The organism is Longimicrobium sp. (assembly GCF_036388275.1).
GTDB lineage: Bacteria > Gemmatimonadota > Gemmatimonadetes > Longimicrobiales > Longimicrobiaceae > Longimicrobium.
The window spans coordinates 119,554-145,893 of record NZ_DASVSF010000002.1 but is presented as its reverse complement, the minus strand read 5'-3'; the positions used below and the strand labels follow the sequence as shown (position 1 = coordinate 145,893).

Sequence of the window (26,340 nt, the reverse complement as noted above, 5' to 3'; positions counted from 1 at the left end):
GGTTTTCCGCATGCGTCGCCGCCGCACCCCCATCCATCCCGATGCGCATCTTCCGAATCGCTCCCCTGGTCCTGGCGCTGGCCGCCTGCTCGCCGCCGCGCGCGCCCGCACCGGCCGCTTCGCCGCGTCCCGCGGACAGCATCCCGGAGATCGAGTTCGACCACCGCGGCGACACGCTGGTGATCACCGACACGCTGCCGAACGGGCTGGTCTACTACGTTCGCCACAACGCCGAGCCGCGCAACCGCGCGGAGCTGCGGCTGGTGCTGAACGTGGGGTCGGTGCTGGAAGACGACGACCAGCGGGGGCTGGCGCACTTCCTGGAGCACATGGCCTTCAACGGCACCCGCCGCTTCGCCCGGAACGAGATCATCGACTACCTGGAGCGCGTGGGCATGCGCTTTGGGCCGGACGTGAACGCCACCACCTCGTTCGACGAAACCGTCTACATGCTGCAGCTGCCCACGGACAGCGCGGGCGTGCTGGACACGGGGCTGACCATCCTGGAGCACTGGGCCAGCGGCATCGCGCTGGACTCGGCGGAGATCGAGGCGGAGCGCGGCGTGGTGATCGAGGAGTGGCGCCGCTGGCGCGGCGCGGGAGCCCGCGTCTCCGACCGCCAGTTTCCGTTCCTCTTCACCGGATCGCGCTACGCCGAGCGCTCGCCCATCGGCGACCCGGAGATCATCCGCACCTTCCGCCACGAGACGCTGCGCCGCTTCTATCAGCAGTGGTACCGCCCGGAGCTGATGGCGGTGGTCGCCGTGGGCGACTTCGACGCGGCGGAGGTCGAGCGCAAGATCCGCGAGGTGTTCGGCGCCATCCCCGCGTACGGCGGCGGGCCGGCGCGGCCGGAAATCGGGATCCCCGCGCGGGACAGCGCGCGGGTGATCGTGACGGTGGACCCCGAGATCACCAGCACGGCCCTGAGCGTAAACTGGTTCCGCCCGGCGCGCAGGGACTGGTCGCCCCCCGGCTTCCGGGCGGGCCTGGTGGAGTCGATGTTCGTGGGGATGCTGGGCGACCGGCTGAACGACATGAGCCTGCTGCCGGACGCGCCGTTCCTGGACGTGGGCTCGTACCTGGGCGGCTCGCTGCGGCCGGTGGAAACCTTTTCCCTGAGCGCCGCCGTCCCGCAGGGCGGGGTGGAGCGCGGGCTGGCCGCCGTGCTCACCGAGGTGCAGCGCGCGGCACGCCACGGCTTTACCCCGGCCGAGCTGGAGCGGGAAAAGGCGGAGTTCCTGCGGATGTGGGAGCAGATGTACGCCGAGCGCCACAAGACCACCAGCGGCCAGTACGCAGGCCAGTACGCCGAGCACTTCCTGCGCGGCGGCCTGCTGCGCACGCTGGACGAAGAGTGGGTGATGCTGAACGCGTACATGCCCGGCATCACCGTGGAGGACGCCAACGAGGTGGCCCGCGGCTATGCGGCCATGCGCGACCGCACGGTGCTGGTCACCGCCCCCGAGCACGCGGGCACGGCGCTGCCCGACGAGCGCAGGCTGGCCGCCATCGCCGACTCGGTCGCGCGTGCGCCCGTCACGCCCTATCGAGAAACGGTCTCCGACGCGCCGCTACTGGCCCAATTGCCGGCGGCGGGAAGCGTGGTGTCGGAGGAGTTCGTCCCCGAGGCGGGCATCACCCGGTGGACGCTGAGCAACGGCGCGCAGGTGGTGCTGAAGCCCACGGACTTCCAGGACGACCAGGTGCTGTTCGCCGCCACCAGCCCCGGGGGGCTCTCGCTGCTCCCCGACAGCCTGTACCTGCACGGCCGGCTGGCGACCGCGGCGGTGCAGGTGGGCGGCGTGGGCGCGCTGGGGCTGACGGAGCTGCAGCGGCGGCTGGCGGGAAAGGCGGCCAGCGTGGGCACCACCATCAGCGAGCTGTACGAGACGGTGAACGGCTACGCGGCGCCGCGCGACGTGGAAACCATGTTCCAGCTGGTTTACCTGTACTTCACCGCGCCGCGCCGCGACACGGCGGCGTGGGAAGCCTTCCGCCAGCGCGGTCGCGAGATGCTGCGCAACCGGGGCGCCACCCCGGAAAGCGCCTTCGGCGACACGCTGACGGCCGTGCTCACGCAGCGGCACTCGCGCACGCGGCCCTTCACCGCGGCCATGTACGACTCGCTGGACCTGGACCGCGCGCTCACCATCTACCGGCAGCGCTTCGCCGACGCGGGCGACTTCACCTTCTTCCTGGTGGGCAGCTTTCAGCCGCACGAGGTGCGCCCGCTGGTGGAGCGCTACCTGGCCAGCCTTCCCGCCACCGGCGCGCGCGAACGCTGGCGCGACCCGGGCATCCGTCCGCCCGCGGGCGTGGTGGAGAGGACGGTGCGCCGCGGTGTGGAGCCCCAGGCGCGGACCACGCTGTATTTCACCGGCCCGGCGCAGTTCTCCCGCGAGGCCCGGTCCGAAATCACCAGCCTGGCCGACGCCCTGGAAATCCGCCTGCGCGAACGGCTGCGCGAGCAGCTGGGGGGAACCTACGGCGTAACGGTGAGCGCCAACGTGTCGCGCGATCCCGTGCCGCAGTACGTAGTGGCGATCGACTTCAACACCGACCCCGACCGGCTGGACGAGCTTACGCGCGTGACGTTCGCGGAGATCGACAGCCTGCGCGCCCGCGGCGTGCCGGCCGACGTGGTGCAGAAGGTTCGCGAGGCGCACCGGCGCAGCAAGGAAACGTCGCTGCGCCAGAACGACGTGTGGCTGACGTCGCTCATGGAGTACCAGCGGCTGGGGTGGGACGTGCGGGCGATCGACGACGCCCCGCTCTCCGCCACCCTCACCCCGGAACGCATCCGCGCCGCGGCCAGGCTGTACCTGAACCGGCGGCGGTACGTGCGGGTGTCGCTGCTGCCGGAGGGGTGAGAGTGCGTGAGTGCGTGAGTGCGGAAGTGCGAAAGTGCGAAAGTGCGAAAGTGCGAAAGTGCGAAAGTGCGAAAGTGCGAAAGTGCGAAAGTGCGAAAGTGAAGCGGCCCGGGTGCTGAGCACCCGGGCCGTTGTTTTTACTGCCGCACTAACGCACTCACGCACTCACGCACTTCCCTCAGTGTCCGCCCCCCGCGGCTGCACCCGCCGCGGCCGCGGTCTCGGGGTCCACGGGCAGGAAGTAGAACGCAATGCCCAGGATGACGTAGACGGCCAGCAGCTGAACGCCCTCCATCCAGTGGCTTTCGCCGTCCACCGAGCAGAAGGCCATGATCCCCACGCACAGCCCCACGGCCAGCACCTCCATCGGCGTGAAGATCAGGTCCATGGGCTGCGGCGCGATGAAGTAGCTCAGGAACACCAGCAGCGGCGCCACGAAGAGGGCGATCTGGATGGACGAGCCCACGGCGATGTTGATGGCCGCGTCCATCTTGTTCTTGGCCGCCATGATGATGGCCGTGGAGTGCTCGGCCGCGTTGCCGATGATGGCCACCACGATCACGCCCACGAACACCTGGCTCCATCCCAGCGCCTCGGCCGTGTGGCTGGCGGCGGCCACCAGGAACTCCGCCATGACCGCCACGCCGATGGTGGCCAGCACCAGCTTGCCGATGGAACGGCCCAGCGGCGGCAGCGTGTGGCCCTCGTTCAGCGCCGCCGCTTCGCCCGAGTCGCCCATGTACAGGTGGCGGTGCGTCTTGAGGGTGAAGAAGAGGCTGGCGACGTACGTCACCATCAGGACGATGGCGATCTCCAGGCTCAGGTTGCGCTCCGCCGCGGGTGCCGAGTCACCCACCAGCCCGTGGAAGAGCGCCGGCACCACCAGCCCCACCGCGCTCAGCACCAGCAGCGTTCCGCCCAGCCCGGCCGCCGTGCGGTTGAACTTCTGCGTCTCGTACTTCAGCCCGCCCACCAGCGCGCTCAGGCCGAACACCAGCAGCACGTTCCCGATGATGGAGCCGGTGATGGACGCCTTCACCAGGTCGTACAGCCCCGCCCGCAGCGCCACGATGGCGATGATCAGCTCCGCCGCGTTGCCGAAGGTGGCGTTCAGGAGGCCGCCCACGCCCTGGCCCACCCGCTCGGCGATCTCTTCCGTGGCGTGCCCCATCTGCCCGGCCAGGGGGATGATGCCCAGGCAGGAGACGATGAAGATGGCGATGGGGGGCGAGTGGAGCACCCATTCCATGATCATGGCGATGGGCACGAACACCAGCAGCAGGTTCAGCAGGTTGGCGGCCGAGAACAGGCTGGGCTTTGCGGTCGTCGTAGCCAAGGAAACGTGCTCCGGGCTGGGTGAGATGAACCGGTTCGGGCGGCGGCTACAGTAAGCCCCCCGGCCGCGACGCGCAACCGAGGGGAGGAGTGCGTCAGTGCGTCAGTGCGTTAGTGCGTTAGTGCGCTGAAAGCAAACGGCCCCAGGGCACACCGCACCGGGGCCGTTCACTTCCGCACTCACGCACTCACGCACTTCCCCTACTTCACCGGCAGCCAGTACGTCACCTTCATCGCCAGGAAGTTGTTCCCCGGCGCCCCGAACGCGTCGCCCAGCGCGCCGGGGCCCACGAAGTCGCCGTTGTCCAGGCTGGAGGAGCGGTCCTGCTGCCACACCAGGTACAGCGTGCTCCCCGGCCGCCACTCCCAGCGCATGACGGCGTTGCTGCGGAACGAGCGCACGTTGAAGTCGCGCGCCACCTGGTCCGGCTCTCCATCCTCCGTCGCCGTGAACAGGTGCGAGCCCGGCGAGCACGGCGCGGGATCGCTCGGCTGGCACGAGCGGATGGGGCCGTCCTCGCCGTACAGGTCCAGGTCGAACGAGCGCGGCCGCGGCACCTCGCCGAAGCGGTGGTAGCGGCCGCTGGCGGCGAACGGCTCGGCGTACAACTCCAGAGACAGGTCCGGGCTCATGGTGTACGCCAGCCGCACGGGCGCCGCCAGGGTGCTGCGGTCGATGGATGAAAAGACGTAGCGCCGGCCCAGCATGGCCGCGGGACCGCCGGACAGGTTGGCCACGTACTGCCGCGCCTCGCGCTCGCGCTCGTACCGCGGCTCAACGGACACCTGCCAGTTGGGTCCCGGCGAGGCACCGATCCCGCCCCCGATCCCCCACCCCCGGCCCCCCTGCTCGTCGCCGCCGATGCCGACGCCCCCGCCCCAGCGGAACCGCGAGGAGCCGCGGTTTTCCAGGTCCGCCTCGATCTCCCAGGTACGCCCCAGCCCCAGCCGCGGCCCGCCCCGCGTGGCCGATGCGTCGTACCGGCGCAGTTCCGAGCGCGCCTCGATGGAGCTCTGCCAGTAGTTGCTCCAGGTGACGTTCGCCGCGCCGTGCACCACGCCGTGGCGGCGGATGCCCTGGTAGTCGAACCCGTTCTCCATCCGCCCCGTGATCGAGTAGCGGCGGTACGGGCCGCGCGGCGTCGTCTCGCGATAGGTCACCTCGCCGTCGGCGGTCACGTAGTCGGCCACGAACATGCGGCCGGCCTCGTTGACGTCGAAGCCGGGCGAAATGGCGAACGCCCGCGCCTCCCAGAGCCAGTGGCGCGCGTTGAGCCGCTCGATGCCGATGCCGGCCGTGTATCCCGCCAGCGCTTCCCGCGTGGGGTCCAGCACGGCGTAGTCGCGGTCCGGCCGCTGGAAGTAGTGGGCGACCGCCGTCTGCACGCGGCGGATGGCGGCCGTGTCGCCCTCCACCACGCTGGCGCCCGCGAACCCGCGCACCTCGTAGTCGCCGCCGCCAAAGCGCAGGTTCCAGTCGGCGCCGCCGCTGAAGGCGCTGCGCGGCAGGAACGAGGCGATCAGCCCGCCCGGCTCCGTGTCGCGGCGCAGCGCCGTCAGGCTCACCCCCGCGGTGGAGGTGGACGGCCCGAACTCCTGCACGGCGCGAAAGACGCCCCACCCGGTGCGCGGCGCCACGCCCGTCTGCCGGATCTCTCCGTCCTCGTCCACGTAGCGCGCCTCGGCCGCGTCCGTCACCGCCGCGAGCGCGCCGACGGAAAGCCCCCGCTGCGTGCGCCCGGTGAGCTTGGCCGCGCCCAGGATGGTGCTGGCACGGGGATAATCCACGTAGTCGGCGTCCAGCCGCACCCGCGACGCGGCCCCGATGCGCCGGGAGTAGAAGTAGCCGGGCTGGTCCGTCCGCAGGTAGCGCAGCCCCTCGGTAAAGAAGGGGCGGCGCTCCGGGAAGAACGTCTCGAACGCGCTCAGGTTCACCTCGGCCGGGTCTGCCTCCACCTGCCCGAAGTCGGGGTTCAGCGTGGCCTCCAGCGTCAGGCTGCTCCCCAGCCCGATGCGGGCGTCGCCGCCCACGCGCATGGCGCCCGACCGCTGCTCCACCAGCGGGTCGTCGGGGTCCACCGCGCCGAAGCGGGTTCCCTCTGCCGCCACGTAGGGCATCAGCTCGATCCGCCGCGCCGGCCGCACCCCGCCGATCCCCTCCAGGTCGCCAAAGCGCGAGGCCCACGCCTGCGTGCCGCGGGGGATCACCACCCAGTAGTCGTCTTCCTCGCGCGAGGGGATCCACCGGTCCAGGTTGATCCCCCACACCTGCGCGGGAACGTCGTTGAAGCGAAGCTGGCTGAAGGGAATGCGCATCTCCGCCGTCCATCCCGCCGTGTCCACGCGCGCTTCCGCCCGCCACACCGGGTTGAACGACATGTCGCGCGAGTCCTCGTTGTCCGTGGCGTGGTACCAGTCCAGCCGCACCCCCGCGGCGGTGACGCCGAAGGTGTACGCCGTGCGCCGGTCCAGGTAGGTGTCCAGCGAGATCAGCAGGTGCTCGGACTGGTATCCTTCGTCGCGGCGCGTGACGGGCGCCTGGATGGAAGCCGGATCGGCGGCGTGCATCCGCGCGGCCACGTACAGCGCCTCGTCGTCGTACACGAAGCGCACCTCGGTGCGGTCGGTGGGCGGGGCGCCCTGCACCGGCTCCTTTTGCACGAAGTCGGAAAGCACGGGCGCGGCGGCCCACGCCTCGTCATCCAGGCGTCCGTCGATCTGCGGCGCGGCGCCGGTCAGCCGCACGGCCGAATGGCGCTTGCGCGCGCCGTCCTGCGCGTCGGCGGGGGCGGCGGCCAGCAGGGCAGCGAAAAAAGCGCATGCCGCGGCGCGCGCCAGGATAGCCGATCGATCCACGTTTTCGTCCATCGCGAAAGGCGTTGTAGCAGCCGTGTAAGATAGCGGTGCGGACGCTGGAGGGGTACCATCCGCATCCGCCGGTCTCACCCGCCGTCGCGTGCCTCATCCGCGTCCCGCCACCGCCCGTGCAAAACAAGACCACGGCTTGACTTGCGCACGCGAAAAACTGTTGCGCGAACGGAGTGGACGGCCTGAGCTGGCCCATTCGTTGCCGGGAAAATGATCGACGTCGGGGGAGGCGGTGATGCCAACGGTTCTTCGGAGTGGGCCGTATCGTATATTCTTCTTCGCGGCGGATGGCAACGAGCCGCCCCACGGTCACGTAGAACGGGAGAGCAAGAAGGCCAAGGTGTGGCTGAGTCCAGTGCGATCACAGGACAGCGGTGGGTACGGCGGGTGGGAATTGAATTCAACCGCCGGGACCGGGCCTGGTCGGGCGCTCCCCCGTCCGGCCGCGCTCCGATAACCGAAGTGTACCCCCTCTCCACGCTGTTCGTGGGAGAGGTGGCACGCGTGTCAGCCCGGCCGGGTGAGGGCCCCACGGCAGCCGAGGCCTCGGCTGCCGTGACTGCTGCCGCGCCCGGGCTGGTACGTGGCCGCGGCTGGATCCTTCGGCCCGCGTGGTGGCGTGTGCGTGCCGGTGCGGAGTGGCTTGGCCTCAGGACGACAGGTTCCGGTGATTGAGGGGGCCCCGGTCAGTCCGATGCACTGCGCTCGGGCTGCGGCTCCACGAAGGGAATCTCTTCCGGGGCCGTCAGCAGCACGCGGCGGATGAGGTCCGCGCGAACGCGGGTTTCGGTGGTCTGCTCCGCGAAGCGGTCCGCCAGCCGGGCCTGTCCCCGCTCGCGCATCCGATCCGCCATCCGCTCCGTCAGCGCCGCCCGCTCTTCCAGCGCGCGATAGGCGGCCCAGAGCGCCGCGTCCAGCGCGGTGCCCTGGCCGGCCAGCAGGCTTTCGATGGAGTACGCGTGCCCCACCCGGCAGCGGAACCGCGGCAGGCCGTCGTCAGCCGTTTCCCAGAGCACCCCGCTGCACTCGGGGCAGGCGAACCCCGACGGCACGCCCGCCCGCTCGGCCTCGATGCTCTCGCGCCGCATCTCCGAGATGCCCACCTCGTCCGCCTGCTTCCGCGCCACGGCGCCCTCCTCCTGGTCCTGTACCGGCTCCCCCACCCGCGCCGCCAGCAGCGCGGCGATCTCCGGCAGCGGCAGCACGTGCTCTACGTCGACGTTGGCGATGGCGCTGGTGGGCATGCCCGGGTACAGCGCGTCGTCGGGGCTCTGCACCACCGTCAGCCCGCCCGCCGACCGGATGGCCATCAGCCCGGCCGTGCCGTCGTCCAGGTTGCCGGTGAGCACCACGCCGATCACCCGGGCCCCGTACGCGCGCGCCGCGCTGCGGAACAGCGGGTCCACCGCGGGCCGCGCGTTGTTCTCGCGCGGGCCGCGCACCAGCCGCATGTGCCCGCGCTCCACCAGCAGGTGGCGGTCGGGCGGGGCCACGTACACACATCCCGGCACGATGGGCGCGCCGTCTACCGCGTGCTCGGCCCGCAATCCGCCACGGCGCGAGATGATGCGTGGCAGCACGCTGGTGGCGTGCGCGGGAAAGTGCACCACCACGAACACCGCGGCGGCAAGATCCTTCGGCAGCGCCCCGGCCAGGGTCGCCACCGCCTCCACCCCGCCCGCCGATGCCCCGATCACCACGATGTCGCGTTCAGCCACCCGGCAGTTCCCTTGCAGCTTTTGGTCGGCTCACCCACGGGCGCCGCGCCCGTTTGTTTCCTCCCGAACAGCAAGACCCGTGCGGCGGCCCCGCAACCGGGGCCACAGGTTGACATTTCTTACGCCGCGGCGCACCTTGCGATCATACCCGTCCCGGCCAGCACGCGCCCGCCTGCTCCATCGCCGCGCGGTCCGAATCCGCACACTTTCGGTCATTGCGAACCGGCTCCCTCGCCCGCATGCCTGGATGACCGCTCCACTTCGGGTTCCGGTGGTCGCGATGGTCGCGTCCATGGGAGGACTGCAGGCGTTCAGCGAGGTGCTGGGCGCGCTGCCGGCGGACTTTCCCGCGGCCGTGCTGGTGATGCAGCACCTGGAGCCAGCGCGGGCCAGCCAGCTGGCGCACATCCTGGAAGAGCGCACGCCGCTCCGCGTTCGCGAGGCCGTCGCCGGCGCCACGCTGGCGGCCGGGCACGTGTACGTGGCCCCGCCCGGGCGCCACCTGGAAATCACCGCCGCCCGGACGCTGGCGCTCAGCGACGCACCGCCGGTCGCCTTTTCGCGTCCGTCCGCCGACGTGCTCCTCCGCTCGCTGGCCACGGCGGGCGAGCCGGTGATCGCCGTGGTGCTCACGGGGCGCGGCCAGGACGGCGCCGTCGGCTGCGTGCAGGTTCGTCGCGGCGGCGGCACGGTGCTGGCACAGGACCAGGGTACGTCCGAGGAATATGGCATGCCCGGCGCCGCCTCGCTGGCCGGGGGAGTGGACGAAGTGCTCCCCTTGGCCGAGATCGCCCCGCGCCTCGTCGCCCTGCTTCAAACCCTGAACCACCCGCACGGATGACGACCACGGCGCCCGCGGCGCACCCCGAGTTCGAGGAACTGCTGGTGTTCCTCAGGGACATGCGGAGCTTCGACTTCTCGGGATACAAGCGCACCACCCTGCAGCGGCGCGTCGACAAGCGCATGCAGACGGTGGATGTGCAGGGCTATCCGGCGTACCGCGACTACCTGGAGGTTCACCCGGGCGAGTTCGAGGCGCTGTTCAACACCATCCTCATCAACGTCACCTCGTTCTTCCGCGACGAGGAAGCGTGGGCCGCGCTTCGCGACGACTTCGTTCCCGCGCTGCTGGACCGCAAGCAGGGTGGGCAGCCCATCCGCATCTGGAGCGCGGGGTGCGCCACCGGCCAGGAAACGTACACGCTGGTGATGCTGCTGGCCGAGGCCATGGGCGTAGACGCCTTTCGCCACCAGGTAAAGGTGTACGCCACCGACCTCGACAACGAGGCGCTGGCCGAGGCCCGGCACGCGGTATACGCCGACAAGGAGCTGGAAGGGCTTCCCGAGGGGTTCCGCGAAAAGTACTTCGAACCCACGGCCGGGCGATGGACGTTCCGCAGCGACCTGCGGCGGCAGGTGATCTTCGGGCGGCACGACCTGGCCCAGGACGCACCCATGTCGCACCTGGACCTGCTGGTGTGCCGCAACGTGCTGATGTACTTCAACTCCGAGGTGCAGGGCCGCATCCTGGCGCGCTTCCACTTCGCCCTGCAGCCCGAGGGGCTGCTGTTCCTGGGCCGGGCGGAGATGATCCGCGCCCACGCCAGCCTGTTCGCGCCGGCCAACCTGGGCGCCCGCATCTTCCGCAGGGCCCCGTCCGGCATCCGCGAGCGGCTGTTCATGCTGGGTCGTGGGGGCGCGGGGGCGCAGCGCACGTCTCCCACGGCGCAGCAGCTGGAACTGCGCGACGCGGCCCTGGACGCGCTTCCCTCGGCGCAGCTGGTGGTGGGGCCGGGGGGCGACCTGCTGCTGGCCAACGAGGCGGCCCGCAAGCTGTTCGCCCTGGGTGCCGCCGACCTGGGGCGCCCGCTGCAGGACCTGCGCGTGTCGTACCGGCCGGTGGAACTGCGTTCGCGCATCGACCAGGTGCTGGCGGAGCGCCACCCCGTGTACCTGAGCGGCATCGAGCAGCCGGGGCCGGACGGCGAGGTGCGCAGCTTCGACGTGCAGGTGTGCCCGCTGGGCAGCGCCGACGCCGCGCCGCTGGGCGTGTCCGTGTCCTTCATCGACGTCACCCGCCACACGCGCCTGCAGGCCGAGGTGGAGCACGCCAACCAGGCGCTGGAAACGGCGTTCGAGGAGCTGCAGAGCACCAACGAGGAGCTGGAAACGACCAACGAGGAGCTGCAGAGCACCATCGAGGAGCTGGAAACGACCAACGAGGAGCTGCAGAGCACCAACGAAGAGCTGGAGACCATGAACGAGGAGCTCCAGTCGACCAACGAGGAGATGGAAACGCTGAACGACGAGGTGCAGCGCCGCAGCGAGGCCTTGGAGCAGTCGAACGTGTACCTGGCCTCGGTGCTCGCCAGCCTTCGCGCCGGCGTGGTGGTGCTCGACCGCGAGATGCTGGTGCGGCTGTGGAACGACCGGATGGCGCAGCTGTGGGGGCTGCGGCCCGACGAGGTGCAGGACCAGCCCTTCCTTCACTTGGACATCGGCCTGCCGGTGGAGCGGATGAAGGGCGTTCTGCGCGCCGTGCTGGACGCGCGCTCCGCGGGCGAAACGCTGATGCTGGACGCCGTGAACCGCCGCGGCCGCGCCATCACCTGCGAGGTGACCGTCACACCCCTGGTGGCCGCGGGCCAGGACGTGCGCGGCGCGGTGATCGTGGTGGAAGAGCGCCCCGCGCAGGTCGGCTGAGGCGATGGCGCGCCCGGAGGCAGACGACGTGCGGCCCGACGGGTCGGCCGGAAGGCGGGTCCGCGCGTCGCGCCGAATGGTGGACGACCTGCGCAGGCGCGCGTCCGGAGAGGCCGGGGTCCCCGGCCCGCTGATGGACGAGGCGCTGGAATCGATGCTCACGCTGATCGAGGAGCTGCACGTCGGCGAAGAAGAGCTCCGCCTGCAGAACGAGGAGCTGATCGCCGCGCAGGCGGCGGTGGAGGCCGAGCGCCTTCGCTACCTGGAGCTTTTTCAGCAGGCCCCCGACGCCTACCTGGTCACCACCCCCGAAGGCGCAATCCGTGAGGCCAACTTCGCCGCCTCGGCGCTGCTGAACGTGCCGCCCGCCCGCCTGAAGGGAAAGCCGCTGGGCGTGTTCGTGGTCGTCGAGGCCCGGCGCGACTTCCGCTCGCGCCTGCTGCAGGCGGTGCAATTGGGCCGCGTGGACGACTGGGAGGTGCGCCTGCGCCCCCGGCGCACAGAAGAGGCAGTGGACGTTTCGTGCACCGTCACCGCCGTGCACGACGACAGCGGGAACATCACCGCGCTGCGCTGGATTCTTCGCGACGTCAGCGAGCGCACGCGCGCCGAGGAAAGCCAGCGCGCCCTGGTCCGCGAAGAGGCCGCGCACGAGGCCGCCGAGCGCGAACGCGGGTTCCTGGAGGCGGTAATCGGGCAGATGCCCAGCGGCGTGGTGATCGCCGAGGCGATCCAGGGGCGGATCGTCCGCCACAACGCCGCGGCCGAGGCCATCCTGGGCCACGCGCCCACGCACGGGGTAAACCTGGCGGAGTACGCCGAGGGCTACGGCGCGCTGGACGCGGAGGGGCGTCCCATCGCCACGCTCAGCTATCCCCTGGCCCGCTCGCTCCTGGACGGCGAAACGGTGGTGGACGAGGATTTCCGCATCCGCCGCCAGGACGGCGCCGAGGTCGTCCTTCGCTGCAGCTCCGCGCCCGTGCACGGCCCCGGCGGCGAGATCGTGGCCGCCGTCCTCACCTTCACCGACGTCACCGGGGCGCTCGAGGCCGAAGAGACGGATCGCTTCCTGGCCGAGGTGGGCGAGGTGCTGTCGTCGTCGCTGGAGTACCGCGACGTGGTGCAGCAGGTAGCCCGCGTGTGCGCCGGCACCCTGGCCGACTACTGCATCGTCCACGTGCGCGAGGGCGGGGGATCGGCGCGGGCGCTGGGCGTGGCGCACGCCGACCCCGCGCGCGAAGAGATGGTGCGTGGAATGCTGCGGCACTTTCCGGTAGACCCGGAGTCGCCCACTCATCCCGTGGTGCAGGCGCTGCGCACGGGCCGGCCCGAGCTGGCGGCCGACGTGAACGACGGCCTGCTGGACCGGATGTGCACGGGGCCGGAGCATCGCGATATGCTGGTCGCGCTGGGCCTGTCGTCGGCCATGGTGGTGCCCATCCGCGCCAAGGGCGAAACGCTGGGCACCATCTCGCTGGCCTGCACCGGCGGCTCCCCGTACGATGCCGGCGACCTGGCCGTGGCCGAAGAGGTGGCCCGGCGCGCCGCGCTCGCGGTGGAGAACGCGCGGCTGTACCAGGAGGCGCGCCAGGCGGTGCGCGCCCGCGAAGAGGTGGTGGCGGTGGTGTCGCACGACCTGCGCAACCCCATCAACGCGGTGATGCTGGCGGCCACGGTGCTCGACGAGTTCGGCAGCGGGCGCCTGGACGAGCGCGACCGCAAGCAGGTGGGCGTCATCCGCCGCTCGGCCGAGCAGATGAACGCACTGGTGCAGGACTTGGTGGAGGTCGCCGCGTTCGAAAGCGGCGAAATGCCCATGCAGCGGCGCCCCATCGTGCCCGGGGTGCTGACCACCGCCGCGGAAGAGATGTTCGGCCCGCTGGCGGGGGAGCGCGGGGTTTCGCTCACCTGCCACACGTCCGACGGCCTGCCCGCGGTGTCGGCGGACTACGGCCGCGTGCTGCAGTTGTTCAGCAACCTGGTGGGGAATGCGCTGAAGTTTACGCCGGCGGGTGGATCGGTGGAGATCGGCGCCGTGCAGGGCGCGGGGGTCGTGCGGTTCTTCGTGCGCGACACGGGCCCGGGGATCGAGCGCGACCACCTGCCGCGGCTGTTCGACCGCTTCTGGCAGGCGCAGCGCGGGCGCGGCGCCGGCGCGGGGCTGGGGCTGGCCATCTCGCGCTCCATCGCCGAGGGCCACGGTGGCCAGGTCTGGGCCGAAAGCGAGCCCGGCCAGGGCAGCACCTTTTACTTCACCATCCCCTTGGCTTCCACCTGATGGGTATCGGTACCGAGATCGGCTTCGTCCTGCTGCTGCTGCTGGCGAACGGGGTGTTCGCCATGAGCGAGATCGCCGTGGTTTCCGCGCGCAAGACGCGCCTTCAGCAGCGCGCCGAAAAGGGCGACGCGGCCGCGCGGCGCGCGCTGGAGCTGGCCGAAACCCCCGAGCGCTTCCTGGCGACGGTGCAGGTAGGCATCACCCTCGTCGGCACGCTGGCCGGCGCCTTCGGCGGCGCGCGCATCGCCGAGCCGCTGGCCGAGACGCTCAAGGGGTATCCCGCCGTCGCCCCCTACGCCGACGGGCTGGCCATCACCCTCGTCGTGCTGGGCATCACCTACTTTTCGCTGATCATCGGCGAGCTGGTGCCCAAGCAGATCGGCCTGAACCACCCCGAGCGCATCGCGGCCATGGTGGCCGGGCCCATGAACGTGCTGTCGCGCATCGCCTCGCCCCTCGTGTGGGTGCTCACCGGGTCCACCGGCCTGGTGATGCGCATGCTGCGGCTGAAGGAGTCCGACGAGCCCCCGGTGACCGAGGCCGAGATCAACGTGCTGCTGGAGCAGGGCACGCAGGCGGGCGTGTTCGACGAGGAGGAGCAGGACCTGGTGGAGCGCGTGTTCTGGCTGGGCGACCAGCGCGTGGTGAACCTGATGACGCCGCGCCACCGGGTGAAGTGGCTGGACGTGAACGACGCGCCGGAAACCAACCGCGCCCGCATGGTGGCGGCCCCGCTGACGCGCTACGTGCTGTGCGACGGGGAGCTGGACCGGGTGCTGGGGATCGTGGAGGCCAAGGACCTGTGGGCGGCGGGGCTTTCGGGCCAGCCGGTGGACGACCTGCGCGCGTACCTCAAGCAGCCGCTGTTCGTCCCCGAGAGCACGCGCGCGCTCCGCGTGCTGGAGCTGTTCCGCGAATCCGGCGTGCACCTGGCGGTGGTGGTGAACGAGTACGGCGGCACCGAGGGGCTGGTGACGCTGAACAACGTGCTGGAGGAGATCACGGGCGACATGGCGGGCAGCGCGGCCACGCCGGCCATCGTGCGGCGCGACGACGGGTCGGTGCTGGTGGACGCGTCGCTTTCCATCGACGAGTTCCGCGAGGCCATGGACCTGCCCGAGCGCCGTGACGACGACCGCGAGTACCGCACGGTGGGCGGCTTCATCTTCACCACGCTGGGCCACGTCCCCCGCCCGGGCGACCACTTCACCAGCGAGGGTCACCGCATGGAGGTGGTGGACATGGACGGCAACCGCATCGACAAGGTGCTCGTCATCCCGTCCCCGCGGCACGAGAAGCGACCGGCGGGCGAATAGGGCTTCTCAGAGCGGGCGGACGGCGGGGCGTGTTCGGAGCGAAGCCAGCCGGGATCTCTCGCCACGGCCCCGCACGGCGCCCGGCATGTTCCGCACGGGGCATGGCGCTGGCGCTGTGGCGCGTGCATGTACCCGACCGACGAGTTGAACGTCCGCATCGCCATCGCGCGAGCAACGGTGCGCCAGCTGCAGCGGCGCACCGAGGAACTGCGGCAACGAGCCCGCGAGCACTTTCGGCCGGACGCACCCCGCCCGCCCGTGCGTCCCCCCTACCCGCTCCCGCCGCCGGACACAGCCGTCGCAGTAGGGGATGAGACACGCCAGGAGTGCTAGCCGGGCGTGGTCGCCAAGTCAGAGGCCTGATCGCATTGGCAGCGGGAATCTGTCCACCCACTCCTCGGCAAGCGTGCGCAGCTCCACGAACTGAAGATCGTGAACATCGCGTTGGAGTACCTCGCAGACATCGGCTAAATCGCCAGTGAAGGTTAAGGAGCGCCGCCACATCTCTCCCGCCGACAGGAGCAGCGCCGACCCGTCCAGCGCCGTCGCCAGCCAGTTGCGTACGGCGCGGATTGCTTTCTCTGGGCTGCCCTCGTGTGCCTTGATGTCCTGCCCGGCGATGTCGGAGCAGAACTTCTGAAACCGGTATCGCTCGATGTCGAAAATCAGCGCCCGCTTCCTTTTTTGCAGGCCCGCCCCGAACTCCCGCGCGCCGAGGAAGAGTCCGAGTTCGAAAGGCATGTTGAAGCGGGGAAGTCCCGTGGCGAGGTCGAGCTCCGTTCGCGAGATGTCGTGGATCCCGAGCTGCGAATCCCGGATGATGCGCTGAATTTTGACGATTCTCACCTCGCCGCCATCATCTGCTTCGAGCGCGCACCTCGCCCGAAATCCGCACGTGAGCACCGCGAATATCACCGCCTGAAAGAGGGGCTGGTACTCGTCGTCAAACGGGCAGTTCAGAAAGATGTTCCGCTCGTAATCCGTGCCCGGCAGCATGGCTCACGACCTTTCTTCGGGGCCGCGCCGCTTCTGCGCTTTCACGGCCTTCCGTGCCTCGGCCGCCTCGCGCCTCTTTGCGGCAGCCGCGGCGTCTTTGGCGGCGCGCACACGAATGATGGCCGCGACCACCTCCTCGCGGTTGAGTCGGCCCGTATCATCCCCTCTCAACACCGTGGGATACTGCTTCTTCATCTCCGACCTCGATCGATCAAGTGGACGCACGTTCTCCCCAATGTATGTGCCTCCGACCAGGTGTGAAGGGGTCGGAAAAGAGCGCAGAAGTGTCCTGTACGGCGTGAAAAGGCACGGAGCAGTACGGAAGCTTGCGAAGATGAGGGTTTTCCGCAGACGATCCTTTGCCGGGGGACGGTCTCGCGATGGCGGGAGCGGCATGGAAACAGGAAACGGCCCAGTTGTCACGCGGACGACCGGGCCGTTTCCATCAGGGGCACCTACGCCAGCCGCACGATCACGCCTTCGTCGCCGCGGAGCCGGAGGGTGCGGTCCACCGGCTGCCCTTCGCTTCCCGGCAGCGTCCCCAGCTCCACCGTTCCCGGTCCCCCGACGCGCAGCGACGCCGGCTCGGGGCCCATGTTCAACGCAACCAGGAAGCGCGTGCCGCCGTGCGAACGGGTGAATGCGAGCACGCTCTCCTCCGCCTGCACGGGTGCCCAGTCCCCCATGGACAGCGCGGGCTCTCGCCGGCGCAGAGCCAGGAGGGCGCGGTGAAGCGTCAGCATCGACGTGGGGTCGCGCTCCTGCGCGCGCACGTTCACGCGGGAGCAGTCGCGCGAGAGGGGGAGCCACGGCTCAACGTCGGAAAAGCCCGCGTTGCGGGAGCCGTCCCACTGCATGGGCGTGCGGACGGGGTCCCTCCCCAGGCCGCGGCCCGGGAGGTTCTTTTCCCACGGGTCCTGCACGCGCTCGGGTGGGATGTCGACGTTCCGCATCCCCAGCTCGTCGCCGTAGTAGAGGGTCGGCGTGCCGCGCAGGGTGAGCAGCAGCATGGCCGCCACGCGCGCCTGCGCCGGGCCCACGCGGCTGGCCACGCGGGCGCGGTCGTGATTGCCCAGCACCCAGTTGGGCCACGCGCCAGGGGGGAGGAGCGACTCGTATCGCCGGATCGCCGCGTCGATCACCCGCGCGTCCCAGGGCAGCTTGATCAACTGGAAGTTGTAGGGAAAGTGCACCCCCCGACCGTCGCGGCCGTAGTAGGCGACGATCCGCTCCACCTCGTTGTAGATCTCGCCGATCATCACGCGGTCGCCGCCGTATCCATCCACCACGGCCCGCATCCGCTCGATCACGTCGTGGATCTCCGGCTGGTCCGACGAGTGCTCGTGCAGCAGTGCATCGTAGGGGTCGTCAGATCCCTCGACGTACGCGGGATTCGGCGGATCGTCGCGGAACAGGTGGTCCTTGATCACCTTCTGCACGGCGTCGACCCGCAGGCCGTCGGCGCCGCGGTCCAGCCAGAAGCGCACGACGTGGTGCATCGCGCGCTCCACGGCCGGGTTGCGCCAGTTGAGGTCCGGCTGCTCGCGCAGAAAGGTGTGCAGGTAGTACTGCCGCGTGTGCGAGTCCCACTCCCATGCGCTGCCGCCGAACGCGCTGCGCCAGTTGTTGGGTGGGCCGCCGCCGGGCGCGGCGTCTCGCCAGATGTACCAGTCGCGGCGCGGCGCCTCGCGCGAAAGGCGCGACTCCAGGAACCAGGGGTGGCGGTTGGAGGTGTGGTTGGGGATGAAGTCCAGGATGACACGGATACCCCGCGCGTGCGCCTCGCGGACCACGGCGTCGAAGTCGACGATGCTGCCGAACGCCTTGTCGACCGCCTCGTGGTCGGTGACGTCGTAGCCGAAGTCGCGCATGGGCGATGGATAGAACGGGCTGATCCACACCGCGTCCGCTCCCAGCCACTTGAGGTATTCCAGCCGCCGCAGGATGCCCGGCAGGTCGCCCACCCCGTCGCCGTTGCTGTCCTGGAACGAGCGGGGATAGACCTGGTAGATGACCCCGCGCTGCCACCACCGCGGCTCGCTCCCCTCGTTCCCGCCCGCGAACAGCGGCGCCGCCGTGACCGCGCCCTCCCGCCCGTCGCTCATCCCGACTTCGCCAGCTGCGGCAGCACGCGCTCACCGAACACCTCGATGAAGCGCTCCTGCTGCTGGCGGTGAACGCAATGGAGGTTGATCTCCTCGAACCCCATCTCCACGTCTTCCGCCAGCCACGCCAGGTGCTGCTCCACGTCGGCGGAGACGCGCATCTTCTGCTTCATGTCCTCGGGGCGCACGCTTTCGCCCGCGGCGTCGAATTGCGAGGGAAGCCGCAGATCGGATAGCACGGGGCTGGGCAGCTTCACCGTCTTCCACTGCTCCCACGCACCACGAGTCGCCTCTTCTTCCGTCCGCGCGAACGAGAGCTGCGCCTGCAGGAAGATGGGCTTGCCCTCGCCCCCGCCGCGGCGGAACGCGTCGATCATCTTCTGCATCGACTCGCGCGGCCCGACGACGGTCACCAGCCCGTCGGCCCAGCCGCCCATCCACTCCGCCGTCTCGGGCGAAAGCGCCGGGCCGATGATCTTGGGCGGCTCCTTGGGGCGCGAGTACAGCTTCGCCTCCTCGACCACGACGAGCCCGCGGTGCGTCACCGTCTCCCCGGCCCACAACGCGCGGACGACGTCGATCGCTTCCCGCAGCCGCGCGTTCCGCTCAGCCTTGGGGGGCCAGCGCTCGCCCACGATCCCCTCGTTCAGCTGCTCGCCGCTGCCGGGGGCGATCCAGAAGCGGCCGGGGAACATCTCCGCCAGCGTGGCCGAGGCTTGCGCGATGATCGCCGGATTGTACCGCCATCCCCCCGGCACGGTGACCACGCCGAAGGAGAGCGACGTGGCCTGCAGCGCCGCGCCCAGCCAGCTCCACGCGAACCCGCTGTGCCCCTGGCCCTCGCCCCAGGGGTGAAAGTGGTCCGACGACATGCCGCTCTGAAAACCGGCCTGCTCCGCCTGCCGTACGTACTTCAGCAGGCGGCTGGGCGCGTACTGCTCGTGGCTGGCGTGGTAGCCGATGCGGGCCATCAGCGCGTGCTCGTCTTGCCGGTGATGGCGATCACCTCGCCCGAGATGTAGCGCGCGTCGGACGAGGCCAGGTACACGTACGCCGTGGCGATCTCCACCGGCTGCGCGGGGCGCTTCCACATGGTGTCCTCCCCGAACTTCGCCACGTGCTCGGGCTCCAGCGTGGCGGGGATCAGCGGCGTCCACACGGGGCCGGGCGCCACGCAGTTCACGCGGATGCCGTCGTCGGAAATGCTCTGCGCCAGCGTCTTGGTGAAGGTGTGGATGGCGCCCTTGGTGGCCGAGTAGTCGATGAGCCCCGCGTTGCCCTCCATGGCCGTGATCGACCCGGTGTTGATGATGCAGGCGCCGGCCTTCATGTGCTTCAGCGCGGCCTGGGCCATGTAAATGTAGCCGAAGATGTTGGTGCGGAAGGTACGGTCGAGCTGCTCTTCGGTGATCTCGTGGATGGACGGCTGCTCCATCTGGTACGCGGCGTTGTTCACCAGCACGTCGAGCCGGCCGAACTCCTTGGCCGCGGCCTGCACGAAATCGAAGCACGCCTGCCGTTCGCGTACGTCCATCCGCTGGACGAGGCAGCGCCGGCCCGCGGCCTCTACCTGGCGCTTCGTCTCCTGGGCGTCTTCGTCCTCTTCCTCGCTCAGGTAGCTGATGGCGACGTCGGCGCCTTCCTTGGCGAACGCGATGGCCACCGCCCGCCCGATGCCGCTGTCGCCGCCGGTGATTACGGCGGCCAGCCCCTCGAGCTTTCCGCAGCCCGTGTAGCTTTCCTCGCCGTGGTCGGCACCCGGCTTCATGTCCTTGTCGGTGCCGGGGTACGGCTGGTCGGTGTCCTTCTTCGACACCTTGGGCCCGGACATCGGATCGCGGTCCAGCATGGTTCGTAACTCCTGCTCGGAGTGCGTGTTGGCGAAAATCGGGAGCGGGACCGTTTGCAGGGACCGTACCCGCCCGAGCACAGATAAAAACTGCTGTTCGGGAACTCGCCGCGCGCACCATCCTGAGTAGTGCTCATTGCGAACGTACGTCCGTCTGGCGCCAGCAGTGGGTTTTGTGTAAGCTAGGAGGAATTGGCCCCCAGCCACCCGGGGCAGCAGCCTTCTCACCCCTCAGGAGGCAGGAATGAGCGACCGTCCGTGGGTTTCGCACTACGCGCCCGGCTCCACGCCCGACATCGGCCCCATCCCGTACAAGCACCTGCCCGACATGGTGCGGCAGCAGTCCGCCCGCTACGCCACCACGCCCGCGTTCACGCAGGTGATGCCCAACGGCATGGCGGGCGTGCTTACGTACGAGCAGACGGAGCGCTTTTCCGACGAGTTCGCGGCCTACCTGCGCGAAACGCTGAAGCTGAAGGCGGGCGACCGGGTGGCCATCCAGATGCCCAACTCGCTGGCCTACCCCGTGGTGCTGTTCGGGGTGCTCAAGGCCGGGTGCGTGGCGGTGAACACCAATCCGCTCTACACGCCGCCCGAGATGGTGCACCAGTTCAGCGACTCGGGGGCGCGGGTGCTGGTGATCAGCGACCTGTTCGCCGACCGGCTCCCCCCGGTGCTGCCCAAGACCAAGGTGGAGACGGTGGTGACGGTGCGCATCACCGAGTGGTTCTCGGCGCTGCAGGGCACGCTGATCCGCGCGGTGCTCAAGTACGCCAAGAAGCAGCTTCCGCCTACGACGGTTCCGCACACCACCTTCCAGGCGGCGCTCAAGGCGGGCCGGGCGGCGCTGGCGTCGGGAACGGACACGCGCAAGTACCTGGACGGGGTGAACCTGGACGACCTGGCGGCGCTGCAGTACACGGGCGGCACCACGGGCGTCTCCAAGGGGGCCATGCTTTCGCACCGCAACCTGCTTGCGAACACGGCCCAGATGATCGAGATGAACGCCGAGTACCTGAAGGCGGGGACGGAGTCCATCCTGACGGCGCTCCCGCTGTACCACATCTTCGCGTTCACCGTCAACCTGCTGCTCTTCTACCAGATCGGCGGGCACAACGTGCTGATTCCCAGCCCGCGGCCGCCTTCCAACCTCCAGAAGCCGCTGGCGAAGTACAAGATCTCGTGGTTCTCGGGGGTGAACACGCTGTTCAACGCCCTGGCGAACGAGGAGTGGTTCCGGCAGAACCCGCCCAAGCTCAAGCTGTCCGTGGCCGGCGGGATGGCGCTTCACGGCTCCGTGGCCAAGCGCTGGCAGGAGGTCGTCGGCACGCCGGTGGTCGAAGGCTACGGCCTGACGGAGGCGTCGCCGGTGGTGAGCTTCAACCCGGTGCACAAGGTCAAGGAAGGGACCATCGGCATTCCGCTTCCCTCCACCTGGGTGCGCTGCGTGGACGAGTCGGGCGCCGACGTGCCGCTGGGGCAGCCGGGCGAGCTGATCTGCCGCGGCGACCAGGTGATGCTGGGCTACTGGCAGCGGCCGGAAGAGACCGCCAAGGTGCTGCGCGACGGGTGGCTGTTCACGGGCGACGTGGCGCTGATGGACGAGGACGGGTACTTCAAGATCGTCGACCGCAAGAAGGACATGATCCTGGTCAGCGGCTTCAACGTGTATCCCAACGAGGTGGAAGAGGTGGCGGCCGCGCACCCGGGCGTGCTCGAGGTGGCGGTGATCGGCGTGCCCGACGAGCACTCGGGCGAGGCGGTAAAGGCGTTCGTGGTCAAGAAGGACGCGTCGCTTACCGACGACGCGCTGATCAAGCACTGCCGCGAGTCGCTGGCGGCGTACAAGGTGCCGCGCCAGGTGGAGTTCCGCAGCGAGCTGCCCAAGAGCCCCATCGGCAAGATCATCCGCAAGGACCTGCGCGCCCCCGGCGCGGCCCCCACGGCGGCGAAGATCTAGCCTCAGCCTCGCTCTACACCGAAACCGCGCCGGGACGAGGCATCGTCCCGGCGCGGTTCTGTCATTCAGGGGCGGGGCGTCGAACGCCAGCCCGACCAATCCTCGGGGCCGTGTCATCCAGAGGCCCGAGCGCACCACACCGGCCCGTACCTCATCCCACGCGGGCCGAAGGATCTAGCCGCGGACACGTACCAGCCCGGGCGCGGCAGCGGTCACGGTAGCCAAGGCCTCGGCTGCCGTGGGGCCCTCACCCGTCCTCGCTCAGGCTCGTCCACCCTCTCCCACAAACAGCGTGGGAGAGGGGGTACACTTCGGGTTTTTTGGTGCGTGGGAAAGAGCGGAGCGACAAGCGCAGCCCTGTCCGGGGCGGTTGAATTCAACGGCCGGAGCGAGGCTGGCGCCGGGTGCGTCTCCGGTCCCGCACCGAGATCCGGAGTTCCGTGCCGCTGCCGCGCCTTGGTTCAGGAGTGACGCAGGCTAGATCCTTCGGCCCGCGTAGAATGTGCTGCGGGCAGGTTCGGTGCGCCCGGGCCTCTGGATGACAGATGAAGTCGGGGCGCCAGGGCTGAAGTGCGTAGGGCGAAAAGTACGAATTGAGTTACGGGGTTTTGCGGAAAACTTTGTTCACCTCGGGGGTGGACGGCCGGAACCGCTCATGCAGCTTGCGCGGCCAGTGCCGGTCCATGCAGGGGCGCTCCACCAGCACGAAGAACAGGGTGCTCACCAGCAGCACCGCGGGCAGCACCGTCACCGCCTGCAGCAGCAGGTCTACTCCGTAGTCGTCCCCGCGCAGCCACCGGGTCGAAAAGCGCCCCGCGACGACGATCACCGGGTTGTGAAGCAGGTAGATGGTGTAGCACATCCCGCCGATGGTGACGATCCACGGGTTGGTCAGCAGGCGCCGGAACCATATCCCGCGGAAGGTGGCCGCGAAGGTCGCCAGCGCGGCCGCGGGAAAGCCCAGGGCCAGCACTGCGGGTGACGGGCTTCGCACGGCGGCCAGCATTCCCGCCCAGCCCAGGATCCACACCCCGTCCCATCGCCAGTCGTGCCTCGGCGCACCCTTCCAGCTCGTCACGTACACGTCGGCCAGGAGAAAACCCGCGAGAAAGAACTGGATGTAGAGCAGGAGGGTGCGGGGCAGCGCGATCCCCGTCCGCGCGAGCACCACCTGCGCCGCGATGGCCAGCAGCGCGGCGCCCCCGATGGCGGCGCGGCGGCGCAGGGTGTGGCCGATGGAAAAGAACAGCCTTCCGAGCACCGGCGCGGCCAGGTAGAACTGCACCTCGATCTCCAGCGACCAGGCGATGGTGATGAAGGTGGACATCCACCCGTAGACGACGTTGTGCAGGTACAGCAGGTGCGCGACAAGCTCGGCGGCGGACGGGGCGTGGCCGCCGGGACGCACCGCCAGCGCCATCATGAAGGTCCCCAGCACGGCCACGACGTACGGCGGCTCCAGCCGGGTCAGGCGCCGGGCGAAGTAGGCACGCAGCCGCACCTTCTCTCCTCCCGCCTGGTGGTAGGAGACGAAGGGCAGGGCCAGCACGAACCCGCTGATGATGAAGAACAGGTGCACGCCCCAGCTGCCGTGCCGGACCATGCCCGCCAGCGGCTCCGCGTCCGGGGGAACGGCGTAGGCGGCCGTGGAGCTCCCGGCCACGTACACGTCCAGGTGAAAGAGGACGACCAGGGCGATGGAGACGAAGCGAAGGCCGTCGATTTCGGGGATGAACCGGCCAGAGCTGGTCCTGCGGGAGAGCGCGGAAAGGAGACGGTCTCTCCGGCGGGGGTTCGGCATGGCCGCGCGGCCCAGCGGTCGCCGGGCACGCGGGCCTTCCATGGCCCCCATCAGCCCTCGAGCGTGCCGCGCATCACCGTCTCCTGTGGGCTGCGTTCGGATGATGTGCGTATCGATGACGCTCGTGGGGACCGGCGGACAGCCCCGTAGTTTAGTGAACCGGCGGCGGGTGCAACAAGGCGAACGGAGATTGAACGAAGTTCCCCCCTCTCCGCACAGCAGTTCCGTGCGGGGAGGGGCCGGGGGAGGGGCACCACGGTTGCGCGAGCCGCCTCTTCGCACGACCATTCGCCATTCACACACGCTCTTCCAACCCGCGTCCATGCCGATGATGCGCCGCGTTTCCCTCGCCGCAGCTCTCTCGCTCGCCCTCGCCTTACCCGCGGCCGCGCAGACGCCGTCCGTCCGCGAGTGGACCCGCGCCAACGAGCACGCCATCCTGCGCGAGTACGTGGACCTGCTCGCCATTCCCAACGTGGCCAGCGACCGCGCGAACATTCGCCGCAACGCCGCGCATCTCGTGGCGATGATGGAGCGCCGGGGGCTGCGTCCACGCCTGATGGAAGCGGCGGATTCCACGGCTCCCCCGTCGGTATACGGGGAGTGGATGGTGCCGGGAGCCACGCGCACCCTGGTGCTGTACGCGCACTACGACGGCCAGCCCACCGACAGCAGCAAGTGGACGGTCACGCATCCCTGGCGCCCGGTGCTGCTGTCGGCGCGCGCGGACCGCGGCGGCCGACCCGTGCCCCTGCCGGCCGCCAGCCAGCCGATCGATCCCGAGTGGCGCCTGTACGCGCGCTCGTCGTCCGACGACAAGGCCGGGGTGATGGCCATCCTGTCGGCGGTGGACGCGCTGCGGGCGTCCGGGGCCACACCTACATCCAACCTGAAGATCTTCTTCGAGGGCGAGGAAGAAGCGGGCTCTCCGCACCTGACCAGCATCCTGGCGCGGAACGCCGGGCTGCTGGCCGCTGACGCGTGGGTCATCGTCGACGGGCCGGTGCACCAGAACGGCAACAAGCAGGTGGTGTTCGGCGTACGCGGCGACGTGAACGTGGAGGTGACGGTGTACGGGCCCGTGCGCCCGCTGCACTCCGGGCACTACGGCAACTGGGCGCCCAACCCCGCCATGCGCCTGGCCCAGCTGCTGGCGGCGATGAAGAACGACGACGGCCGCGTGCTGATCCCCGGCTGGTACGACGACGTCGAGCCCCTGGGGTCGGTGGAAACGCAGGCCATGCGCGCCCTTCCGGCGTACGATCAGCAGCTCCGCACGGAACTGGGGATCGCCGCGCCCGAGGGCGCGGGCCGCACCCTGACGGAGCTGATCGCGCAGCCGTCGCTGAACGTGAACGGCTTCGAGAGCGGCGGAATCACGGCGGGCGCGCGCAACGTGATCCCCACCGAAGCCACGGCCGTGCTGGACCTGCGCCTGGTTCGCGGCAACGACCACCGGCGGCAGGCGCAGCGGCTGGCGGACTTCATCCGGGCGCAGGGCTACCTGGTGCTGGACCGTGCGCCGACCGCGGACGAGCGGCGGGCGCACGCCCGGATCGCGCGGGTGATCGTGAGGCCGGGCGGCTACAACGCCGAGCGCACGCCCATGGACCTGCCCATCTCCCGCGCCGTGCTGCGCGCCGTGCAGTCCACCACGGGCGACCCCGTGTATGCCGTGCCCACGCTGGGGGGCAGCCTGCCGCTTTCCCTGATCAGCGAGGCGCTGCCGGGTGCGCGCACCATCACGCTGCCCATCGTGAACCACGACAACAACCAGCACGCCGAGGACGAGAACCTGCGGCTGCAGAACCTGTGGGACGGCATCGAATCCATCGCGGCCGTGATGACCATGCCCCGCTGAACGGGACCACACACATGTCCGGGCACCTCGCTTTCGCCCTGCTCCTCCTCGTCGCCTCTGTCCTGCCGCGTCCCGCCATGGCGCAGGAGATGGCGCGGGCGCTGGATGCGCTTCCGCGGAACTCGGTGGTGCGGTTGCGGGGGCCGGAGCTTCGCCGTGTCCAGGGGCCCATCGGCGACGTCGTGGGCGACACGGTGTTCATCCGGCGCGGGTCCAGGATGGTCGCGGTACCCATCGCCGGCATCACGCAGGCCGAGGTGGCGGCGGGCCGCAATCTCGTGCGCGGCATGCTGAAGGGTGCCGCCATCGGCGCCGGGGTGGGCGGGGTGATCGGTGCCGCGCTGGCGACCGGGCAGTGCGATAACTGCGATCGATCACAGCACGCGCAGTTCGGCGCCCTGGGCTTTGGCCTCGGCGCCACCTATTTCGCGCTCCCGGGCGCACTGGCGGGGCTGGTGATCGGAACGAAGGATTGGGAGCCCGTGCGCCACGACGGCTACCGTGTCAGCCTGGTGCAGGCCGCGGAGGGCCGAATGGGGATCGGCATCTCGCTCGCCGTCCCGTAGCCACGGCCCGGCCGGGGGGCCGTTACGTCGCCCCGCAGAACATCCTTGACGGCGATGCCGTGGCGCATTAGTGTATTAGCATCCTAGTACGCTGGGGCACGGGAGCCCTCC

General features: G+C 70.0%; 18 protein-coding genes. 9 read left to right on the top strand and 9 right to left on the bottom strand.

Features of this window, described 5'->3' with window-relative positions; all coding sequences use genetic code 11:
- Window positions 1-41 precede the first annotated feature (41 nt).
- Complete coding sequence (locus VF632_RS00650; RefSeq protein WP_331020903.1) at window positions 42-2,873, top strand: insulinase family protein; 2,832 nt, start codon at window positions 42-44, stop codon at window positions 2,871-2,873.
- Window positions 2,874-3,051: 178 nt separating this feature from the next.
- On the opposite strand, the gene cax is transcribed toward VF632_RS00650, so the two are convergent.
- Both cax and VF632_RS00640 read right to left on the bottom strand, forming a co-directional pair.
- Window positions 3,052-4,209: a calcium/proton exchanger gene (cax, locus tag VF632_RS00645; protein ID WP_331020902.1), complete on the bottom strand. Its 1,158-nt coding sequence runs from the start codon at window positions 4,207-4,209 to the stop codon at window positions 3,052-3,054.
- Window positions 4,210-4,409: 200 nt separating this feature from the next.
- Window positions 4,410-7,064, bottom strand: coding sequence for a DUF5916 domain-containing protein (locus VF632_RS00640; RefSeq protein ID WP_331020901.1), 2,655 nt, complete (start codon window positions 7,062-7,064; stop codon window positions 4,410-4,412).
- Between the two features lie 247 nt (window positions 7,065-7,311).
- On the opposite strand from VF632_RS00640, the gene VF632_RS27995 reads away from it, so the two are divergent.
- Window positions 7,312-7,533: a DUF4160 domain-containing protein gene (locus VF632_RS27995; RefSeq protein ID WP_349263954.1), complete on the top strand. Its 222-nt coding sequence runs from the start codon at window positions 7,312-7,314 to the stop codon at window positions 7,531-7,533.
- 229 nt (window positions 7,534-7,762) lie between these two features.
- On the opposite strand, the gene VF632_RS00635 is transcribed toward VF632_RS27995, so the two are convergent.
- The gene (locus VF632_RS00635) at window positions 7,763-8,794 is read right to left on the bottom strand and encodes a chemotaxis protein CheB (RefSeq protein ID WP_331020900.1); all 1,032 of its coding nucleotides are present in this window, start codon (window positions 8,792-8,794) and stop codon (window positions 7,763-7,765) included.
- A 247-nt stretch (window positions 8,795-9,041) separates the two neighbouring features.
- Between VF632_RS00635 and VF632_RS00630 the strand changes: the two genes are divergently transcribed.
- Genes VF632_RS00630 through VF632_RS00615 form a run of 4 tightly spaced genes read left to right on the top strand, consistent with a single transcriptional unit; the run spans window position 9,042 to window position 15,091 of the window.
- On the top strand, window positions 9,042-9,635 hold the full coding sequence (locus VF632_RS00630; RefSeq protein ID WP_331020899.1) for a chemotaxis protein CheB: 594 nt from the start codon (window positions 9,042-9,044) through the stop codon (window positions 9,633-9,635).
- A complete protein-coding gene (locus VF632_RS00625) occupies window positions 9,632-11,497 on the top strand; it encodes a CheR family methyltransferase (protein ID WP_331020898.1) in 1,866 nt (621 codons plus the stop codon). Before VF632_RS00630 ends, VF632_RS00625 begins: the two co-directional genes overlap by 4 nt.
- A 4-nt stretch (window positions 11,498-11,501) precedes the next feature.
- A complete protein-coding gene (locus tag VF632_RS00620) occupies window positions 11,502-13,775 on the top strand; it encodes a PAS domain-containing sensor histidine kinase (RefSeq protein ID WP_331020897.1) in 2,274 nt (757 codons plus the stop codon).
- Complete coding sequence (locus tag VF632_RS00615; RefSeq protein ID WP_331020896.1) at window positions 13,775-15,091, top strand: hemolysin family protein; 1,317 nt, start codon at window positions 13,775-13,777, stop codon at window positions 15,089-15,091. The genes VF632_RS00620 and VF632_RS00615 overlap by 1 nt, the downstream gene beginning before the upstream one ends.
- Window positions 15,092-15,442: 351 nt before the next feature.
- Here the strand turns inward: VF632_RS00615 and VF632_RS00610 are convergent, their stop codons facing one another.
- The 5 genes from VF632_RS00610 to VF632_RS00590 form a co-directional block, all read right to left on the bottom strand.
- Window positions 15,443-16,087 carry a hypothetical protein gene (locus VF632_RS00610; RefSeq protein WP_331020895.1) on the bottom strand — a complete coding sequence of 215 codons (645 nt, stop codon included), beginning with the start codon at window positions 16,085-16,087 and terminating at the stop codon, window positions 15,443-15,445.
- Window positions 16,088-16,090: 3 nt separating this feature from the next.
- Entirely contained in the window at window positions 16,091-16,282 is a 192-nt protein-coding gene (locus VF632_RS00605) for a hypothetical protein (RefSeq protein WP_331020894.1), read from the bottom strand.
- 260 nt (window positions 16,283-16,542) lie between these two features.
- A complete protein-coding gene (locus VF632_RS00600) occupies window positions 16,543-18,192 on the bottom strand; it encodes an alpha-amylase family glycosyl hydrolase (RefSeq protein WP_331020893.1) in 1,650 nt (549 codons plus the stop codon).
- On the bottom strand, window positions 18,189-19,163 hold the full coding sequence (locus VF632_RS00595; RefSeq protein WP_331020892.1) for a TIGR03885 family FMN-dependent LLM class oxidoreductase: 975 nt from the start codon (window positions 19,161-19,163) through the stop codon (window positions 18,189-18,191). Before VF632_RS00595 ends, VF632_RS00600 begins: the two co-directional genes overlap by 4 nt.
- Window positions 19,163-20,041 carry an SDR family oxidoreductase gene (locus tag VF632_RS00590; RefSeq protein WP_331020891.1) on the bottom strand — a complete coding sequence of 293 codons (879 nt, stop codon included), beginning with the start codon at window positions 20,039-20,041 and terminating at the stop codon, window positions 19,163-19,165. The genes VF632_RS00595 and VF632_RS00590 overlap by 1 nt, the downstream gene beginning before the upstream one ends.
- 244 nt (window positions 20,042-20,285) lie before the next feature.
- On the opposite strand from VF632_RS00590, the gene VF632_RS00585 reads away from it, so the two are divergent.
- On the top strand, window positions 20,286-22,001 hold the full coding sequence (locus tag VF632_RS00585) for an AMP-binding protein (RefSeq protein WP_331020890.1): 1,716 nt from the start codon (window positions 20,286-20,288) through the stop codon (window positions 21,999-22,001).
- 598 nt (window positions 22,002-22,599) lie between these two features.
- Here VF632_RS00585 and VF632_RS00580 read toward each other — a convergent pair.
- On the bottom strand, window positions 22,600-23,802 hold the full coding sequence (locus VF632_RS00580) for an acyltransferase (protein WP_331020889.1): 1,203 nt from the start codon (window positions 23,800-23,802) through the stop codon (window positions 22,600-22,602).
- A gap of 322 nt (window positions 23,803-24,124) precedes the next feature.
- Between VF632_RS00580 and VF632_RS00575 the strand changes: the two genes are divergently transcribed.
- The gene (locus VF632_RS00575; RefSeq protein WP_331020888.1) at window positions 24,125-25,663 is read left to right on the top strand and encodes a M20/M25/M40 family metallo-hydrolase; all 1,539 of its coding nucleotides are present in this window, start codon (window positions 24,125-24,127) and stop codon (window positions 25,661-25,663) included.
- 14 nt (window positions 25,664-25,677) lie between these two features.
- Window positions 25,678-26,229, top strand: a complete 552-nt coding sequence (locus VF632_RS00570; protein WP_331020887.1) for a hypothetical protein — start codon at window positions 25,678-25,680, stop codon at window positions 26,227-26,229.
- The last annotated feature ends 111 nt before the right edge of the window (window positions 26,230-26,340 follow it).

What these genes read in the sequence shown, in the direction of transcription:
- VF632_RS00590 (WP_331020891.1), bottom strand. Translation starts at nt 20,041, where the DNA reads ATGCTGGACCGCGATCCGATGTCCGGGCCCAAGGTGTCGAAGAAGGAC.
- VF632_RS00630 (WP_331020899.1), top strand. Translation starts at nt 9,042, where the DNA reads ATGACCGCTCCACTTCGGGTTCCGGTGGTCGCGATGGTCGCGTCCATG.
- VF632_RS00650 (WP_331020903.1), top strand. Translation starts at nt 42, where the DNA reads ATGCGCATCTTCCGAATCGCTCCCCTGGTCCTGGCGCTGGCCGCCTGC.
- VF632_RS00570 (WP_331020887.1), top strand. Translation starts at nt 25,678, where the DNA reads ATGTCCGGGCACCTCGCTTTCGCCCTGCTCCTCCTCGTCGCCTCTGTC.
- VF632_RS00620 (WP_331020897.1), top strand. Translation starts at nt 11,502, where the DNA reads ATGGCGCGCCCGGAGGCAGACGACGTGCGGCCCGACGGGTCGGCCGGA.
- VF632_RS27995 (WP_349263954.1), top strand. Translation starts at nt 7,312, where the DNA reads ATGCCAACGGTTCTTCGGAGTGGGCCGTATCGTATATTCTTCTTCGCG.
- VF632_RS00610 (WP_331020895.1), bottom strand. Translation starts at nt 16,087, where the DNA reads ATGCTGCCGGGCACGGATTACGAGCGGAACATCTTTCTGAACTGCCCG.
- VF632_RS00600 (WP_331020893.1), bottom strand. Translation starts at nt 18,192, where the DNA reads ATGAGCGACGGGCGGGAGGGCGCGGTCACGGCGGCGCCGCTGTTCGCG.
- VF632_RS00615 (WP_331020896.1), top strand. Translation starts at nt 13,775, where the DNA reads ATGGGTATCGGTACCGAGATCGGCTTCGTCCTGCTGCTGCTGCTGGCG.
- VF632_RS00605 (WP_331020894.1), bottom strand. Translation starts at nt 16,282, where the DNA reads ATGAAGAAGCAGTATCCCACGGTGTTGAGAGGGGATGATACGGGCCGA.
- VF632_RS00595 (WP_331020892.1), bottom strand. Translation starts at nt 19,163, where the DNA reads ATGGCCCGCATCGGCTACCACGCCAGCCACGAGCAGTACGCGCCCAGC.
- VF632_RS00580 (WP_331020889.1), bottom strand. Translation starts at nt 23,802, where the DNA reads ATGCCGAACCCCCGCCGGAGAGACCGTCTCCTTTCCGCGCTCTCCCGC.
- VF632_RS00625 (WP_331020898.1), top strand. Translation starts at nt 9,632, where the DNA reads ATGACGACCACGGCGCCCGCGGCGCACCCCGAGTTCGAGGAACTGCTG.
- VF632_RS00575 (WP_331020888.1), top strand. Translation starts at nt 24,125, where the DNA reads ATGCCGATGATGCGCCGCGTTTCCCTCGCCGCAGCTCTCTCGCTCGCC.
- VF632_RS00585 (WP_331020890.1), top strand. Translation starts at nt 20,286, where the DNA reads ATGAGCGACCGTCCGTGGGTTTCGCACTACGCGCCCGGCTCCACGCCC.